We start from the raw sequence: 16,160 nt of genomic DNA, 5'->3' as shown, positions 1-16,160 counted from the left end.
GAGCCGGAGCCGGCCCGGGGTGGCGGCCGTGCCGCCGCCACCCCGGAACTCGCGTCGGTCAGGAGATGTCGCGCCGACGCATCAGCAGGGTGCCGACCACGCCGGTGACCACCGCGTACCCGATGAGCACGGCGGCGCCCGCCCAGCGCGGCGGGTTACCCGGGATGTCCGCCCCGGTGACCATCAGCGACGAGGCCAGCGACGGCACCAGCAGTTGCAGGTTGTTGATCCAGTCACCCCACCGGTTGGCCAGGATGGTGATCACCAGGATGGCGCCGATCGAGCCGCCCAGGTAGAGCAGGATGCCGGTCACGGTGGCGCCGATCTGGCTGCGGATCAGCACGCCGATGCCGACGCCGAACACCGCCCAGAGCAGGTACGCGAGCAGGTTCAACCCGATCGCCCGCCAGGCCGCGTCGTTGCCCAACTGTGAGTCCACCCCGACGGCGTTCAGCACCGCCGAGCCGGCGATCAGGTTGAACACCGTGGTGACCAGCCAGAACAGCAGCGCCAGCACACCCGCCGCGACCAGCTTGGCGACCATCACCGCGGTGCGGTGCGGGTTGGTGAGGAAGGTGGTGGTGACCGTCTGGTGGAAGAACTCGCTGGTCACCACGATGATGCCGAGCAGCATCACGATCAGCAGGCCGAAGAACTGCCCGGTGGTGAACAGGTTCGACGAGAGCGCGTCCGGGGTGGCCGCCGCAGCGATCTGGTCCGCCTGCTCGCCCGACACCTCGCCGAGGTTGTTGCTGGTCAACGCGTCGGCCTGCAACCAGTTGATGAGCAGCGTGAGCGCCCACAGCGGCAGGCTGATCAGCGCGAAGACCCACCAGGTGTTGGTGGTACGGATCTTGAGCAACTCGGATCGGACGAGGTTCATCGGATGCCCGCCTTTCCGGCCGTCAGCTCCAGGAAGACCCGTTCCAGGTCGGGCCGTTCGGTGGTCAGTTCGTGCAGTTCCACACCGGCGGCCAGGGCGGCCCGGCCGATCGTCGGGGCGTCCACCCCGGAGACCAGCAGGATGCCCTGCTCGTCGGTGTCGACCGTGGCCGACTGCGCCTTCAACGCGGTGGTCAGCGCCTCGGCCTGCGGGGTGCGGACCCGGACCCGGGCGCCCTGCGCCATCGACCCGAGCACCTGCTCGACCGGACCCTGCCGGACCAGCTGGCCCGCCGCGATGATCACCACGTCGTCGGCGAGCAGCTGCATCTCCGACAGCAGGTGGCTGGAGACCAGCACCGTGCGGCCCTCGTGGGCGAGGTTCTTGAGGAACCCGCGCATCCACCGGATGCCCTCCGGGTCCAGCCCGTTGGCCGGCTCGTCGAGGATCAGCACCCGCGGGTCACCGAGCATCGCGGCGGCGATACCGAGCCGCTGCTTCATGCCCAGCGAGTAGCCCTTGAACTTGCGCTTCGCCGCCGGGGTCAACCCGACCAGCTCCAGCGCCTCGTCGGCCCGGGACTTGGGCAGGCCGGCCGCCGCGCAGATCACCCGCAGGTGGTTGATGCCGGTGCGGCCCTTGTGCGCGCTGGACGCCTCCAGGATCGCGCCGACGTGCCGCAGCGGGTCGGCGAGATCGGCGTAGCGCTGCCCGCTGATGGTGGCGGTGCCCCCGGTCGGCGTGACCAGGTTGAGCAGCATGCGCAGCGTGGTGGTCTTACCGGCGCCGTTCGGGCCGAGGAAGCCGGTCACCCGCCCCGGTGCCACGGTGAAGGACAGGTTGTTCACCGCCCGCACGTTCTTGTACTGCTTCGTCAGACCGGACACCACGATCTGACCGTCGCTGGTGGGGCTTCGCTGCCCGTCAGTCATCGTTCTCCTCCCGTGTGGCGTCGAGGTACGCCGTGGCACAGCGTGACGGTACCGAGCAACAAGGTCAATCAGGCTCGGTCCCTACGGCGTGGTCCCCCTTGGGGTGGAGTCGTCTCCTCCCTGCGGACGACGGCGGGGCCTCAGCGGGCGATCCAGGTGGCCCGGGCCGAGCCGAGCAGCGCGCCGCCGGGGCCGTACAGGCTGGTGTGCACAAGCGCCTTGCGGCCGTCGACACCGATCAGCGCGCCGGTCACCACGCACTCGTCGCCCGGCGCCGGCCGGGCGGTGACCACCGCGGCGATCCGGCCGAGCAGGTACGGGCGGCCCGGCGCGAGCACCGTCCAGCCGCCGGGGCAGTCCAGCGCGGCCCAGACCGTGGCATCGCTGACCTGCTCGGGTGCGCGGAACGGCGCGGCGGTCCGGCCGTCCGGCAACCGGCCGGGGAAGATCCGCAACCCGTCGTTCCGGCGCGGACCACAGACGAAACACTCGGGGTACGGATGCTCGACGAACCCGGGGTAGCGGGTCGACGCCTGCACCGCCGTCTCCCGGTCGACCGGCGGCACGACGGCGTCCACGGCACCGGCGGGGCGAACCTCGGCCACCAGCTCGCCGGCCGGGTCCCGGACCTCGCCGTCGACCAGGCTCAGCGCCGTCTCCAGCGGCGGTGGCCGACGCAGCGTCACCTCCACCGGTCCGGATCCACCGGCGGCGGCGGCGAAGAGGCCGGCGCTCCAGCCGCCGTTGCCCGAGCCGGTGGGCCCGTTGTGGCGGGACTCGATGCGCATGGGCGACCTCCGTGTGGCGTGGGGCGGCGCCGTCGCCGGCCCGCTGGGCAGCCTCGCACGGACCGGGTCGGAGGCATCCGCCGGCCGGCGTTCATCCGGTCGACACCAGTGGTGCGATCCGATGGCAACCCGGGGCACCTACACAGATCCCATGGCCGTTCTGCATGTCGCTGGCGCACCCCTGACGACCAGCGGATACACCCTGCTGATCGCCGACGACCCCACCCAGGTCGCGGCCGCGCAACGCCTGCGTCACGAGGTGTTCGCCACCGAGTTGGGTGCCACCCTCGCACCCGGCGGCGCCGGGTTGGACGTGGACCCCTTCGACGTCCACTGCGACCACCTCATCGTCCGCGAGGACAGCACCGGGCAGGTGGTCGGCACGTACCGGCTGCTGCCGCCGGGGCGTACCGACCGGCGGTACGCCGAGGACGAGTTCGACCTCGGCGCGCTGGACCCGCTGCGCGACGACCTCGTCGAGACGGGTCGGTCCTGCGTGCACCCGGACCACCGCTCCGGTGCGGTGATCAACCTGATGTGGGCGGGGCTCACCCGCTACCTGCACCTGCGCGGCTCCCGCTGGCTCGGCGGCTGCGCCTCGGTGCCGGTCGACGACGGTGGTCGGACGGTCGCCGGGGTGTGGGCCCAGGCCCAGGCCCGGCACCTGTCGCCCCCGCCGTTGCGGGTGCGCCCACTGCGCCCGTGGTTCGCCGAGCCGGCCGCCGCCCCGGCTGCCCCGGCCTGCGCCACCGACCCGGCCGCTCGGGTGGCGGTGCCGCCGCTGCTGCGTGGTTACCTGCGGCTCGGCGCGTGGATCTGCGGTGAGCCCGCGTACGACCCCGACTTCGGGTGCGCGGACTTCTACGTGCTCTTCTCCCTGGACCGGATGAACCCGCGCTACCTGCGGCACTTCCTGGGCGGGGACCAGCGGTGACCCTCGGAGCGCGGGACCTGTGGCGGCCCTTCTCGGGCTGCGACGACGACTGCCTGCCGGCGGCCGGCGAGGTGCCCACGGTGCCGGTGGTTCGCCGGGTGCTCCGGTTGGTCGCGGCGAGCGGGATGCTGCTGGCCGGGGTGGGAGTGGCGGTGCTGCTGCCCGTGCTGCCGGCACGTGAGCGGCAGGCGGTGCTGCGCGGCTGGGCCCGCGGCACCGTTCGCGCGTTCGGCGTCCGGCTGGTGATCCGGGGTCGGCTGCCCCGGCGGCGCGCGCTGCTGGTCGCCAACCACGTCTCGTGGCTGGACATCCTCGCCGTCCTGGCGGTCGCGCCCACCCGCATGGTGGCGAAGCGGGAGATCCGGTCCTGGCCGGTGGTCGGGCTGCTCGCTGCGGCGGCGGGCACGGTCTTCGTGGACCGGTCCCGGCCGCGGGCGCTGCCGGCCACCGTGCGCCGGCTCGCCGACACGCTGCGCGCCGGCCGGTCGGTCGCGGTGTTTCCCGAGGGTACGACCTGGTGTGCCGGGGACGGCGCGGACGGGTGCCGCCCCGGGGGCGGCTTCCGGCCCGCGATGTTCCAGGCCGCCATCGACGCGGGCAGCCCGGTGGTGCCGCTGCGGCTCGGCTACCGGTGCGCCGCCACCGGCGCGGTCACGACGGTCGCCGCCTTCCTCGGCGCGGACACCCTGCTGCGCTCGGTCGCTCGGGTGGTCGCGGCGCGGCAACTGGTGGTGTCGGTGACGATCGCCGCCGCGCTGCACCCGGCTGGCGACGCCGACCGGCGGTTGCTGGCCCGGGCCGCCGAGTCTGCCGTACACCTGATGCCGGTTGTCCCGACGCGGACCCGGCTGCGGCCGGTCCCCACCATGACCCCGGCGGGTTCCGTGCCGCAGGTGCCTGCCGGCCGGGACCTGGACCTGGCGGCCTGAGAGGAGGATTCATCGCTTGAACACGCGCCGATTCCGGCGCCGGAGTAGGTCGGATCGCCCTTTGCTCTGCTTCAACCCACGCAACACTTGCGGCCCGCTTGTGTTGCCTGGGTTGAAGCAGAGCAAAGGAGGCGACCGGAGCATCCCTTCCCCTCGTCGTTGGAAGGCCGGGGCTGGTGGCTGGCGCCGTGGTCAGGGTCGCGGTGACGACTCGCGACAGTCTTGTGTGTCGCGATGTATCGCGTTAGGGTTTCCTCGTCGGCGCGCGTGGGCGCGTCGCCGAGGGGAGGACGTCATGGCCGGATGGACGGTCGACAGCCCGCAGCGGCTCACCGTGGACGGCCCGGTCACCCGGCTGGACGTCCGCCTGATCAGTGGACGACTCAACGTCGTCGCCACCGACGGCCCGACCCGGATCGACGTCACCCACGTCGGCCGTCGGCCCGTCCTGATCGACCACTCCGACGGCCGGCTCACCATCCGTCAAAAACGCGGCCACGGCTGGTCGGAGGTCCTGCGGTGGTTCCAGATGATCCACCGCTATCCGCGGGTGGACGTCTCCGTCGCCGTGCCCGCCGATGTCCTCGCCGACCTGGACCTGGTCTCCGGGTCGCTGGTCGCCTCCGGTCTGCGGCGGCAGACCACGGCCCACGTCGTCTCCGGCCAGATCACCCTGATGGGCCTGCGCGGCAGCACCTCCGCGAAGATCACCTCCGGGCCGGTGGAGGCGCTCGGCGTGCGCGGTGACCTCACCCTGGAGACCGTCTCCGGGGAGGTGACCCTCGCCGACAGCGCCGCCGACCGGGTACGGGCGCAGACCGTCTCCGGCGCCATCACCTGCGACCTGGACAACCCCCGACGCAGCGAGATCCGGCTCACCACCATCTCGGGCAGCATCACCGTCCGGGTCCGCGAGGACAGCGACCTCGCCGTCCGGCTGAACACCGCCTCCGGTCGGATCACCAGCGGCTTCCCGCAGGTGCGCAACTCGCGATTCCCGCTTCCGAGCAGCGAGGGGGTGCTCGGCGCCGGCGAAGGTAAGCTCTGGGCCTCCGCGACGTCGGGGAGCATTTCGCTCCTCGCCCGACCGGTGACTGCCGACGAGGAGGAGTTGCCGTGACCGCCGTGTTCAGCCACGGGCGGCTCCGGCTCTACCTGCTCAAGCTCCTCGACGACGGCCCCAAGCACGGCTACGAGCTGATCCGCCTCCTGGAGGACCGGTTCCTCGGGCTCTACGCGCCCAGCGCCGGCACCATCTACCCCCGGCTGCAACGGCTGGAGGTCGAGGGGCTGGTGAGCCACACCGCCGCCGGGGGCCGCAAGACGTACGCCATCACCGACGCCGGCCTCGCCGAGCTGCGCCAGCGCGCCGGTGAGCTGACCGCGTTGGAAGCGGACATCGCGGCCTCGGTGGCGGATCTCTCCACCCTGGCCGGCGAGATCCGCAGCGAGGTGCGCGGCTCGACGCGCGACCTCAAGCGGGAGCTGAGCGAGGCCACCCGGCAGACCCGGCGTACGCGGTGGGAGCCGCCCGCGTCGCCGTACCGGCCCCCGTCGGCCGACGTGCCGCGCGCCGCCCTGCTCGACGAGTTCGATCAGCGGCTGGCCTCGTTCACCGCCGAGGTGAGCCGTCTGGCGCGGGCGCGGCAGTTCAGCGACACTCAACTGCGCACGGCGATCCGGCTGCTCGACGGCGCCCTGGACGGGCTGCGCCGGCTGCTGCGCTGACGTCCGCCCGCCCGCCCCGGCGACTCACAGGGTTTTTCCAGCGAGCGTCCAGCGCCGGTGCAGTGAGGTCACCGATGATTGGGCCCATGCCCGCTACCCAGACCGAGGCGCGACTTCTCGTCGTCGAGGACGACCCCAACATCCTCGAACTCCTCTCCGCGAGCCTGCGCTTCGCGGGCTTCGACGTGGCCACCGCAACCAGCGGCAGCGCGGCGCTCAACGCCGCCAAGGACCACCGGCCCGACCTGGTCGTGCTCGACGTCATGCTGCCGGACCTGGACGGCTTCGAGGTCATCCGGATGCTGCGCGAGGGCGGCACGCGTACCCCGGTGGTGTTCCTGACCGCCCGGGACGCCACCGACGACAAGATCCGCGGGCTCACCCTGGGCGGCGACGACTACGTCACCAAGCCGTTCAGCCTGGAGGAGCTGACCGCCCGGATTCGCGCCGTGCTGCGCCGCACCACCACCGGCGAGCAGGCCCCGTCCCGGCTCACCTTCGCCGACCTGGAGCTGGACGAGGAGACCCACGAGGTGCACCGGGCCGGGCAGCGGGTGCAGCTCTCGCCGACCGAGTTCAAGCTGCTGCGCTATTTGATGCTCAACGCCAACCGGGTGCTGTCCAAGGCGCAGATCCTCGACCACGTCTGGAACTACGACTTCCGTGGTGACGACAACATCGTCGAGTCCTACATCTCCTACCTGCGGCGCAAGGTCGACACCACCCAGCCTCGGCTGATCCACACCCTCCGCGGCGTGGGGTACGTGCTGCGCAAGCCGGCGGCGTGAACGCGGTCCAGCAGGCCAAGGGACGGCTGCGGGGCGTACCGCTGCGGGTGAAGCTGGTCGCCTCGGTGCTCGCGCTGGTCTCCGGTGCCCTGGTGGTGATCAGTGTCTCGACCGCGTACTTCCTGCACAGCTATCTGGTCGGCCAGATCGACCTCGAACTGCGGGACTCGGCCAACCGGATCCAGTCCATCACGCCGAAGTCGACAGGTGTCTCGCTGCCGAGCGACTACCTGGTGGTGTTGACCAGCCCGACCACCGGCAAGGTGCAGATCTCCGTCTACGACGATTCTCGCTTCTCGGTGAGCGATCTGCCGCCGTGGCCGAGCGACGCCGCCGGGTTCCAGACGCAGGAGCAGAGCCACGGTGATCCGTTCACCGTTCGCGCCCGGGACAGCTCGGTGCGCTGGCGGATGCTCTACACGGAGCTACCCAGCGGTCAGATGGCGGCGATCGGCGAGCACCTGACCGACGTCGACCTCGCCGTCAAGCGGCTGGCCTGGATCGACCTGCTGGTCGGCGGGGCGGTGCTGATCCTGCTCGCGTCGGTCGGCGCGGCGATCGTGCGGACCAGCCTCAAGCCCCTCGTGGAGATCGAACGGACCGCCGCCGCCATCGCCGGCGGCGACCTGACCCGCCGGGTGCCCGACCCCGAAGAGGGCCACGAGCATCCCACCTCCGAGCTGGGCCGGCTCTCCCGCGCGCTGAACGCGATGCTCACCCAGATCGAGGCGGCGTTCACCGCCCGGGCGGCCTCGGAGACGGCGGCCCGCTCGGCGGAGAGCACCGCCCGGGACGCGGCCGCCGCCGCCCAGGCGTCCGAGGCGCGGGCCCGACGCTCCGAGGAGCGGATGCGGCAGTTCGTGGCGGACGCCTCGCACGAGCTGCGCACCCCGCTGACCACCATCCGTGGCTTCGCCGAGCTGTACCGCCAGGGCGCGGCCCGCGCGCCGGAGCAGACCGCCGGGCTGCTGCGCCGCATCGAGGACGAGGCCGCCCGGATGGGTCTGCTGGTGGAGGACCTGCTGCTGCTCGCCCGGCTGGACCGGGAACGCCCGCTCTCGCTGGCCCCGGTGGAGCTGCCGGTGCTGGCCTCCGACGCCGTGCAGGCGGCGCGCGCGATCGCTCCGGACCGGCGGATCGAGCTGGAGATCGAGCCCGGTTCCGGCCCGCTCGTCGTCTACGCCGACGACGCGCGGCTGCGGCAGATCATCGGCAACCTGGTGACCAACGCGCTGACCCACACCCCGCCGGAAGCCGACGTCAGTGTGCGCCTGCGCGCCGAGCCGGGCAACCTCGCCGTCGTGGAGGTGGTCGACACCGGCCCCGGTCTCTCCCGGGAACAGTCCGAGCGGGTCTTCGAGCGGTTCTACCGGGCCGACGCGGCCCGGACCCGACGGGCCGACGGCAACACCGGCACCGGCCTCGGCCTGGCCATCGTGGCGGCGCTGGTCGCCGCCCACCACGGCTCGGTCGAGGTGCTCGAGACACCCGGTGGCGGAGCCACCTTCCGGGTCCGGCTGCCGCAGGTGCCCAAGGGCGACGACCTGGGCGAGTGACTTTCAGCCAACTTCCAGGACGGTTCCAGGTTGATTGCAGTGCCGGGGGAGAAGGTAGTCCCATGACCGAGTTCGAGTCCGACCCGCAGCGCCGGCCGGCCCCCACCGACGCCGAGCCGTCGCACCCCACCGCCGAGCTGCCGCGCGACGCGCGCGCGCAGTCCGACTCTCCGACCACCCCCGTTCCGGTCGTCTCGACCGACGGGGACACCGCGCCCACCGTCGCCACTCCGGCCGCGTCCGCCGCTCCCGACGGACCGACCGGGTCCGCTCCCCACACCGGGCAGCCGACCGGGTACGAGCCGCCGACCGTGGGCCAGCCCACGGGGTACGAGACGCCGGCCGCCGCCGGTGGATCCGCGCCGCCGTACCCGGTCTCCGGCCACCCGGCGCCCGGCCACTCCGGCCAGCCTGGCTACCCGGGCCAGCCCGGCTACTCCGGTTACCCACAGCCGGCCGCCGGCCAGTACCCGGGCGCCGGCTGGCACGCGGGCCAGCAGTCCGGCTGGGCCGGCGGGGGCCAGCCGGGCGCGGCCTACCCCCAGCACGCCCAGCACCAGCAGCACCCGCAGCACCAGCCGGGGCAGCCCGTGCCGCCCTGGGGCCCGCAGGCCACACCGCCTGGCGCCGGGCCCCGTCCGGGCCGGATCGCCAAGTTCGCCGGCGCCGGCGTCGCGGTGTTCGCCCTGATGCTCGGCTCCGGCGTCGCCGGTGGGGCGCTCGCGCTCGCCCTCGACGGCGACAACGGCGGCGTCACCCGCACCTACTCCGCGGCCCCCGTGCTCAACAGCGCCGACCTGCCGAAGATCGCCGCGTCCGTACAGGACAGCGTCGTCTCCATCGCCACCGACAGCGGCGAGGGCTCCGGCGTGGTGCTCAGCGCCGACGGTTACGTGCTCACCAACAACCACGTGGTCGCCTCCGCCAGCGGGGACACCGTGCAGGTCGTCTTCGCCGACGGCAAGAACGCCCAGGCGAAGATCGTCGGCACCGACCCGAAGACCGACCTGGCCGTGGTCAAGGCCAACGGGGTGAGCGACCTCAAGCCGGCCACGTTCGGCGACAGCGACGCCATGCAGGTCGGCGACCAGGTGCTCGCCCTGGGCAGCCCGCTCGGCCTCCAGGGCTCGGTGACCGCGGGCATCCTCAGCGCCCGGGACCGCACCATCCGGGCCGGCGAGGGCCAGCAGCAGGACCCGAACCAGCAGAGCCAGGCGGTCAGCTCGATCTCCGGGCTGCTGCAGACCGACGCGCCGATCAACCCCGGCAACTCCGGTGGCGCGCTGGTCAACACCCGGGGTGAGGTGATCGGCGTCAACACCGCCATCGCCACCTCCGGGCAGAGCACCGGCAACATCGGCGTCGGCTTCGCCATCCCCAGCAACAAGGCCAAGGACGTCGCCGGCAAGCTCCAGCGCGGCGAGAAGGTCAGCCACCCGTCGCTCGGGGTCGGCGTCAACCAGGCCGAGGGCGGCGGCGCGCTGATCGCCTCGGTCACCGCGGGCAGCGCCGCCGAGAAGGCCGGCCTGCAGCGCGGCGACGTGGTCACCCGCTTCGGCGACAAGGTGATCAACGACTCCGACGACCTGGTCGGCGCGGTGCAGGCCGGCAAGGTCGGCGACCGGGTCGAGGTGCACTTCAAGCGCAACGGCGCCGAGAAGACGGCGACCGTGACGCTCGCCGAGACGTCCTGACCGACAACTGAACCTGCCTCCTCCCTCCGGCGGCGGGTGGCGGGGCCGAGGGGGTCGGCTCCGTCACCCGCCGCTTTTTTCCGCCCGGACGGCGGTTCACCCTCTTGGGGTGAACCGCCGTCACCCGTGCGAGCGGCACGGTCGGCAGGCGAGCCGGCGAGCGTACGGGGGGTGGGCCGTGAGCAGGGTGGATGTCGACGACGACGAGTGGATCCAGCGCGAGGTCCTGGCCGAGCTGGCCTGGGATCCGCGGCTGCGACCGAACGAGATCGGGGTGGCCGTCGACCAGGGAGTGGTCACCCTGACCGGTTTCGTGGACGGCGCGGCCCGTGCGTGGGCGGCGACCCGCTGCGCCCAACGGGTGCGGGGGGTACGCGTGGTGGCCGACGAGATCGAGGTACGCCTGCCGGGGACACCGGGGCGTACCGACGGCGATATCGCCCTCGCCGCGGCCCGGGCCCTGGAGTGGGACAGTTTCGTGCCCGCCGAACGGCTGGACGTCACCGTCGCCAACGGCTGGTTGATGCTGCGCGGCGAGGTCGAGTTCGGGTGGCAGCGCCGGGCCGCCGAGGGGGAGCTGCGCCGGCTGGACGGGGTACGGGGAATCACCAACCTGGTCGAGGTGCGGCCGTCCGCGCCACCGGCCGGCGAGCGGCTGCGGCAGGACGTCCGACGTGCCCTGGCGCGCACGCTCGGCGCCGAGCGGGTGACGGTGGAGGTGGACGGCGACACGCTGGTCCTCGCCGGGGTGGTCCGCTCGTGGTGGGAACGGGACCAGGTGGATCGGGTGGCGTGGTCGGCGCCGGGCGTACGAGCCGTGCACGACCAACTCCTGGTCGGCGGGTAGGCGTCCGTCTTGTCCGGTTTACCGGAGGCCGGGTGGGGAAACCGCCGCGGACCATGCCGACCGACGGCGATACCCGATCGGGGATCAACGGGGAGGACTCGTGGCCGTGAACCACCCGCCCGCCGACCGCTCGCCGCAGCGGTCGTTGCGCATAGCGATGGTGGTCCCGCCATGGCTGTCCGTGCCGCCGCCCGGTTACGGCGGCCTGGAGCAGGTGGTGGCCTGCCTGGTGGACGAGTTGTCCGCGCACGGCCACGCGGTGACGCTGTTCGGTGCCGGCGAGCAGCACGGCACCGACGCCGGCGGCTTCGTCTCCACCGTCGCCGAGGTCCAGTACGAGCGGCTCGGCGAGTCGCTGCCGGAGCTTGCGCACCTGGCCCGGGTGAACCGCATGATCACGCCGGCCGACTTCGACGTGATCCACGACCACACCACGATCGGCCCGCTCGTGGCCGGCCGCCGGTCCGTGCCGACGGTGGCGACGGTGCACGGCAACCCGGTGGGGGAGTACGGCGACGTGCTCGGCGAGGCCGACGAGGACGTCGCCCTGGTGGCCATCTCGCACGCGCAGCGCCGACTCAACCCGAGCCTGCCCTGGGCCGGCACCGTGCACAACGCGCTGGACCTGCGTGGCTTCCCGCGTAAGACCGCGCCCGGCCCCGGGCCGGTGCTGTGGTTGGCCCGGTTCAGCCCGGACAAGGGCCCGGACATCGCCATCCGCGCCTGCCGGGAGGCCGGCCTGCCGCTGCTGCTGGCCGGCAAGTGCAACGAGCCGGCTGAGCGGCGCTACTTCGAGCAGGTCGTCGCGCCGCTGGTCGACGAGGACGTGTCCGTCGTGCTCAACGCCGACCGCGCCGAGACCCTGCGGATGCTCGTCGACGCCCGTTGCCTGATCATGCCGATCCAGTGGGAGGAGCCGTTCGGCATGGTGATGGTGGAGGCGATGGCGACGGGTACGCCGGTGGTCGCGCTCGACCGGGGCGCGGTGCCCGAACTGGTTCGGCCCGGGCTCACCGGGCTGGTCTGTCGGCAGCCCGCCGAGCTGCCCGCCGCACTGCTGGCCGTTCGGGAGCTGGACCCGCTGGACTGTGTGGCGCACGTCGCCGAGAACTTCTCGGTCGAGCGGATGGCGTACGGCTACGAGGACGTCTACCGGCGCTTCGCCCTCGGGCGGCCCGCTGCCCGCGAGACGGCCCCCGTCGCGGTCCGTTGACGGTGTCGCCCCGGTTCAGACCCGGGCCGCGCCCAGCTCGGCGATGGCGGCGTCCAGCCGCTGCGCGTACGCCGGGCTGATCGCCCCCTCGCCCAGCCGGACCGTGACCTTCTCGCGCAGCCGGGCCACCGGTCGGGCCAGCTCGTCCCGGCCGGAGCCGGCGGCGGCCAGCAGGTTGCGCAGCTCGTTGCGCAGGTCGAGGCCGACATCGTCGCGGATCTCCCCGTCGCGTAGGCCGGCGTCGATCAGCCCGTCGACACGGTTGGCGGCCTCCACGAGGGTGCCCGGCTCGCCGGTGGGCGCGCGGGTGGCCGGTGGCGACGACGGTGCCGGGGTCGGCCGGGACGGCTCGGTGGCCGGCGGGTCGGTCGGCGGGTCGGGCGGCACGGGCGTCGCCGGGCCGGCCGACGGCTGGGCCCGGCGATCCGGCTGCCGGTCGGGCAGCAGTGCCGCACCGGCCAGCGCCACACCGACGGCCAGCACCACCGGGATCAGGAGCAGCAGCGCCACCCGCCGGCGGGACCGGCCGGGCCCCGCACCGGACAGCGCCGTCACCTCGTCCGCCAGCGGTGCCGTCGCGTCGCCCGCGTGCGCCGTCCCCGCGGCGCTCAGCGGCGGGGTCGTCGTCGACGGCGGCAGGGCCAGGGTGGGCACCCGGATCGTGGCGGTCGGTGGGTCGGGCGGCGGGAGGTGGCCGCGCAGCTCGGTGGCGAGCTGCCGGGCCGTCGGTCGGTCCGCCGGGTCCCGGGAGAGGCTCCGCAGGCAGATCCGGGCCACCGCCGCGGGCAGCTCCGGCACGTCGGCCAGGGTCGGCGCCGGGCCGCCGGCCAGCGCGGCGCTGAGCTGCTCCCAGGTGTCCGCCGGGTAGGGCACCCGGCCGGTCAACGCCTCGTGCAGCAGCACGCCGAGCGAGTAGACGTCGGTGGCCGGCTGGGCGGGTGCGCCGTGGAGCCGTTCCGGGGCCACGTACGCCGGGGTGCCGAAGGTGCCGCCGTCCTCGTCCTCGTCCGGGGCGCCGATCCGGGTGGCGATGCCGAAGTCGAGGACCTTCACCCCCATCGCCGTCATCATGACGTTGGCCGGGGTGATGTCGCGGTGCACGATGCCCAGCCGGTGCGCGGCGGCCAGCGCGTCCGCGACCTGGGCGCCCAGCTCGACCGCCTCCGGCCACGGCAGCGGGCCCTCGGTGAGCCGCAGCTCCAGCTCCTCGCCGCTGAGCAGCTCCATCACCACGAACGAGGTGATGGTCCCGTCCGGGTCGACCGTCTCGCCGTAGTCGTGCACCGCCGTCACGTGCGGGTGCACCAACTGGGCGGCGGCGCGCGCCTCCTCCCGCACCATGTCGCGGAACCGCGCGTCGGCGGCGAGTGACGGCGCGAGCACCTTGAGCGCCACGACGCGGTCGAGCACCTCGTCCCGCGCCCGCCAGATCACCGACATGCCGCCGGAGCCGATCTGGTCGATGAGTCGGTACCTGCGGGCCAGCAATCGGCCCGGATGCAGCGCTGCCTTCACGGATCGCACCTGCCCTCGGGGGTGGGAGCCGTATCAGGTTGCGCGAATGTGTCCTGCCTGTCAACGGCCGATGTGCCCGATGGTGGCGGACGGCGGGCGGGGTGCGCCCACCGCCCGGTGGGCGGCGGCCGACTGGTGGCGGCGGGCGCGTGCCAGGATGAGGACATGGCGGGGGGACCGGTGGCGTTCGTTCTCGGTGGCGGAGGGGTGCTCGGCGCCGTCGAGGTGGGCATGTTGCGGGCCCTGTTCCGCGCTGGCATCCAACCCGACATGGTGCTCGGCACCTCGATCGGCGCGGTCAACGGCGCGCTGGTCGCCGCCGACCCGTCCGAGGCGGTGACCGACCGGCTGGTGCGGCTCTGGGCCTCACCCGAGGCCAGCGAGGTGTACGGCGACTCGGTCGCCCGGCAACTGCGCCGCTTCGCCGCCCGCACCCACCTGCACTCGCCCCGGCCGCTGCGCCGGCTGCTGGAATCCGAACTGGGCGCCGACACCACCTTCGCCGACCTGCGGGTGCCGTTCCGCTGCTGCGCCGCGCACATCGAGCGGGCCGCCGAGCACTGGTTCTCCAGCGGCCCGGTGGTGCCGGCCGTGCTGGCGTCGGCCTCGGTGCCGGGCCTGCTCCCGCCCACCGAGATCGACGGCGCGCACTACGTCGACGGCGGCATCGTCAACTCCATCCCGATCGGCGAGGCGGTGGCCGCGGGCGCCGGCCAGATCTTCGTCCTCCAGGTGGGCCGGATCGAACGGGAGCTGACGCCACCCCGGCGACCGTGGGAGATCGCCCAGGTCGCGTTCGAGATATCCCGCCGGCACCGCTTCTTCCGCGAGATGGCCGCGCTGCCCGAGGGGGTGGAGGTGCACGTCCTGCCGACCGGTGGGTTGAACCCACGCGACGACACGCCGTGGGCGTACCGGGACATCGCGGCGGTGGGACGGCGGATCAGCCGGGCGTACACCGCTTCGCGCCGCTACCTCGCCACCCACGTGGAGCGCTGATGCCGCTGCCCCCCAGGTGGCTGCGGCGGCTGCTGATCGCCCCCGGCGTGGTGCTGCTCGCGATCGCCGTGGTGACCACGCTGCCGGTCTGGGCGCTGCTCGCGGCGGCCGTCTCGCCGCTGGTCCCGGGCCGGCTACGCCCCCTGCGTCTGCTCTGGATCGGCTGCGTCTACCTGGTCTGGGACGCTGCCGCGCTGCTCGCGCTGTTCGTCCTGTGGCTGGCGTCCGGGTTCGGCTGGCGCAGCCGGTCCCCGGCCTTCCAGCGCGCGCACTACGTGCTGGCCGGCTGGTTCCTGCGGGTGCTGTTCTGGCAGGCCCGCTGGTCGCTGCGGCTGCACATCGACGTGGTCGGCACGGACCCGGACACCGCGCTGCCCGGTCGGCCCGAGCTGGTGCTCTGCCGGCACGCCGGGCCGGGTGACTCGTTCATCCTGATCCACGGTCTGGTCAACTGGTTCAACCGGGAGCCGCGGATCGTGCTCAAGGACAGTCTCCAGTGGGATCCGGCGATTGACGTGCTGCTCAACCGCCTGCCCAACCGGTTCATCGCGCCCACACCGGAGCGCGGCGAGGAGACGGTACGCCAGGTCGGGCACCTCGCCACCGGCCTGGACGACAACGACGCCTTCGTGATCTTCCCGGAGGGCGGCAACTTCACCCCCAAGCGCCGACTGCGGGCCATCGCCCGGCTGCGGTCCCTCGGCCTGGAGCGGATGGCGCAGCGCGCGGAACGGATGCGCCACGTGCTCGCCCCGCAGCCCGGTGGGGTGCTCGCCGCGTTGGACGCCGCCCCGGACGCCGGGGTCATCTTCGTCGCCCACACCGGACTCGACCGGATGCGCACCGTCGCCGACGTGTGGCGGGAGCTGCCCATGGACAAGCAGATCGTGATGCGGTTCTGGTCGGTGCCCCCGGAGGAGGTGCCGACCGGCCGGCAGCAGCGCATCGACTGGCTCTTCGACTGGTGGGCGCAGATTGACACGTGGATCGCGGCCAATCGGGACAGCGCCGCGTAGGGTGCGCTCGTGGACCAGATCTGCGTGGTGACGACGGTGGTGGATGCGCGTTCGGTTGCGGACGTGCTGGCGGCCGCGGCCGTCGCCGGGCGGCTCGCCGCCTGTGCCCAGGTCGGCGGTCAGGTGGACAGCACCTACTGGTGGCGCTCCGGGGTGGAGACGAGCACCGAGTGGTCCGTGCAGTTCAAGACCGCGCCGGATCGGTTGGCCGCGCTGGTGGACCAGATCCGGGCCAGCCACCCGTACGAGGTCCCGGAGATCCTGGTGTCGCGGGTGGACAGTGGTGATCCCGGGTACGCGGCCTGGGTGCACGACCACACCCGACCCTAGGTACGCGC

Annotated in this window: 16 protein-coding genes; 12 read left to right on the top strand and 4 right to left on the bottom strand. The window is 73.3% G+C overall.

The window, feature by feature from the left end; translation table 11 throughout:
* Positions 1-58: 58 nt before the first annotated feature.
* From ABZT87_RS23240 to ABZT87_RS23230, 3 genes are all read right to left on the bottom strand, one after another.
* Positions 59-883 (bottom strand): ABC transporter permease, encoded by an 825-nt coding sequence (locus tag ABZT87_RS23240; RefSeq protein WP_355138036.1) that lies wholly within the window; start codon positions 881-883, stop codon positions 59-61.
* Complete coding sequence (locus tag ABZT87_RS23235) at positions 880-1,815, bottom strand: ABC transporter ATP-binding protein (protein ID WP_355063629.1); 936 nt, start codon at positions 1,813-1,815, stop codon at positions 880-882. The genes ABZT87_RS23240 and ABZT87_RS23235 overlap by 4 nt, the downstream gene beginning before the upstream one ends.
* Before the next feature lie 140 nt (positions 1,816-1,955).
* Entirely contained in the window at positions 1,956-2,603 is a 648-nt protein-coding gene (locus ABZT87_RS23230; RefSeq protein ID WP_355138034.1) for a hypothetical protein, read from the bottom strand.
* A 151-nt stretch (positions 2,604-2,754) separates the two neighbouring features.
* On the opposite strand from ABZT87_RS23230, the gene ABZT87_RS23225 reads away from it, so the two are divergent.
* The 9 genes from ABZT87_RS23225 to ABZT87_RS23185 all read left to right on the top strand — a co-directional run bounded on the left by ABZT87_RS23225 (position 2,755) and on the right by ABZT87_RS23185 (position 12,292).
* Entirely contained in the window at positions 2,755-3,537 is a 783-nt protein-coding gene (locus ABZT87_RS23225) for a GNAT family N-acyltransferase (protein ID WP_355138032.1), read from the top strand.
* A complete protein-coding gene (locus ABZT87_RS23220; protein ID WP_355063625.1) occupies positions 3,534-4,466 on the top strand; it encodes a lysophospholipid acyltransferase family protein in 933 nt (310 codons plus the stop codon). Before ABZT87_RS23225 ends, ABZT87_RS23220 begins: the two co-directional genes overlap by 4 nt.
* A gap of 295 nt (positions 4,467-4,761) precedes the next feature.
* On the top strand, positions 4,762-5,586 hold the full coding sequence (locus ABZT87_RS23215; protein WP_355138030.1) for a DUF4097 family beta strand repeat-containing protein: 825 nt from the start codon (positions 4,762-4,764) through the stop codon (positions 5,584-5,586).
* Positions 5,583-6,194, top strand: coding sequence for a PadR family transcriptional regulator (locus ABZT87_RS23210; RefSeq protein WP_355138028.1), 612 nt, complete (start codon positions 5,583-5,585; stop codon positions 6,192-6,194). The genes ABZT87_RS23215 and ABZT87_RS23210 overlap by 4 nt, the downstream gene beginning before the upstream one ends.
* Positions 6,195-6,280: 86 nt before the next feature.
* On the top strand, positions 6,281-6,982 hold the full coding sequence (locus ABZT87_RS23205; RefSeq protein ID WP_030336721.1) for a response regulator transcription factor: 702 nt from the start codon (positions 6,281-6,283) through the stop codon (positions 6,980-6,982).
* Positions 6,979-8,538, top strand: a complete 1,560-nt coding sequence (locus ABZT87_RS23200) for a HAMP domain-containing sensor histidine kinase (protein ID WP_354858521.1) — start codon at positions 6,979-6,981, stop codon at positions 8,536-8,538. Before ABZT87_RS23205 ends, ABZT87_RS23200 begins: the two co-directional genes overlap by 4 nt.
* A 62-nt stretch (positions 8,539-8,600) precedes the next feature.
* Positions 8,601-10,232 (top strand): trypsin-like peptidase domain-containing protein, encoded by a 1,632-nt coding sequence (locus tag ABZT87_RS23195; protein ID WP_354858524.1) that lies wholly within the window; start codon positions 8,601-8,603, stop codon positions 10,230-10,232.
* 187 nt (positions 10,233-10,419) lie between these two features.
* Positions 10,420-11,079, top strand: a complete 660-nt coding sequence (locus ABZT87_RS23190) for a BON domain-containing protein (protein WP_354862682.1) — start codon at positions 10,420-10,422, stop codon at positions 11,077-11,079.
* 157 nt (positions 11,080-11,236) lie between these two features.
* Positions 11,237-12,292, top strand: a complete 1,056-nt coding sequence (locus ABZT87_RS23185; protein ID WP_355138231.1) for a glycosyltransferase family 4 protein — start codon at positions 11,237-11,239, stop codon at positions 12,290-12,292.
* Positions 12,293-12,307: 15 nt separating this feature from the next.
* Here ABZT87_RS23185 and ABZT87_RS23180 read toward each other — a convergent pair whose 3' ends face one another.
* Complete coding sequence (locus ABZT87_RS23180; RefSeq protein WP_355138026.1) at positions 12,308-13,807, bottom strand: serine/threonine-protein kinase; 1,500 nt, start codon at positions 13,805-13,807, stop codon at positions 12,308-12,310.
* Between the two features lie 165 nt (positions 13,808-13,972).
* Here ABZT87_RS23180 and ABZT87_RS23175 point away from each other — a divergent pair, with 165 nt between their 5' ends.
* The 3 genes from ABZT87_RS23175 to cutA are packed head-to-tail and all read left to right on the top strand — an operon-like array spanning position 13,973 to position 16,152.
* Entirely contained in the window at positions 13,973-14,806 is an 834-nt protein-coding gene (locus ABZT87_RS23175; RefSeq protein WP_354862678.1) for a patatin-like phospholipase family protein, read from the top strand.
* Positions 14,806-15,822: a 1-acyl-sn-glycerol-3-phosphate acyltransferase gene (locus ABZT87_RS23170; RefSeq protein WP_355138024.1), complete on the top strand. Its 1,017-nt coding sequence runs from the start codon at positions 14,806-14,808 to the stop codon at positions 15,820-15,822. Before ABZT87_RS23175 ends, ABZT87_RS23170 begins: the two co-directional genes overlap by 1 nt.
* Before the next feature lie 9 nt (positions 15,823-15,831).
* Positions 15,832-16,152: a divalent-cation tolerance protein CutA gene (gene cutA, locus ABZT87_RS23165; protein ID WP_234590601.1), complete on the top strand. Its 321-nt coding sequence runs from the start codon at positions 15,832-15,834 to the stop codon at positions 16,150-16,152.
* The last annotated feature ends 8 nt before the right edge of the window (positions 16,153-16,160 follow it).

The sequence above is a fragment of the Micromonospora sp. NPDC005237 genome (assembly GCF_040607775.1).
Lineage (GTDB): Bacteria > Actinomycetota > Actinomycetes > Mycobacteriales > Micromonosporaceae > Micromonospora.
The sequence above is the reverse complement of the archived record's forward strand: the minus strand, read 5'-3'. Positions and strand labels throughout refer to the sequence as shown.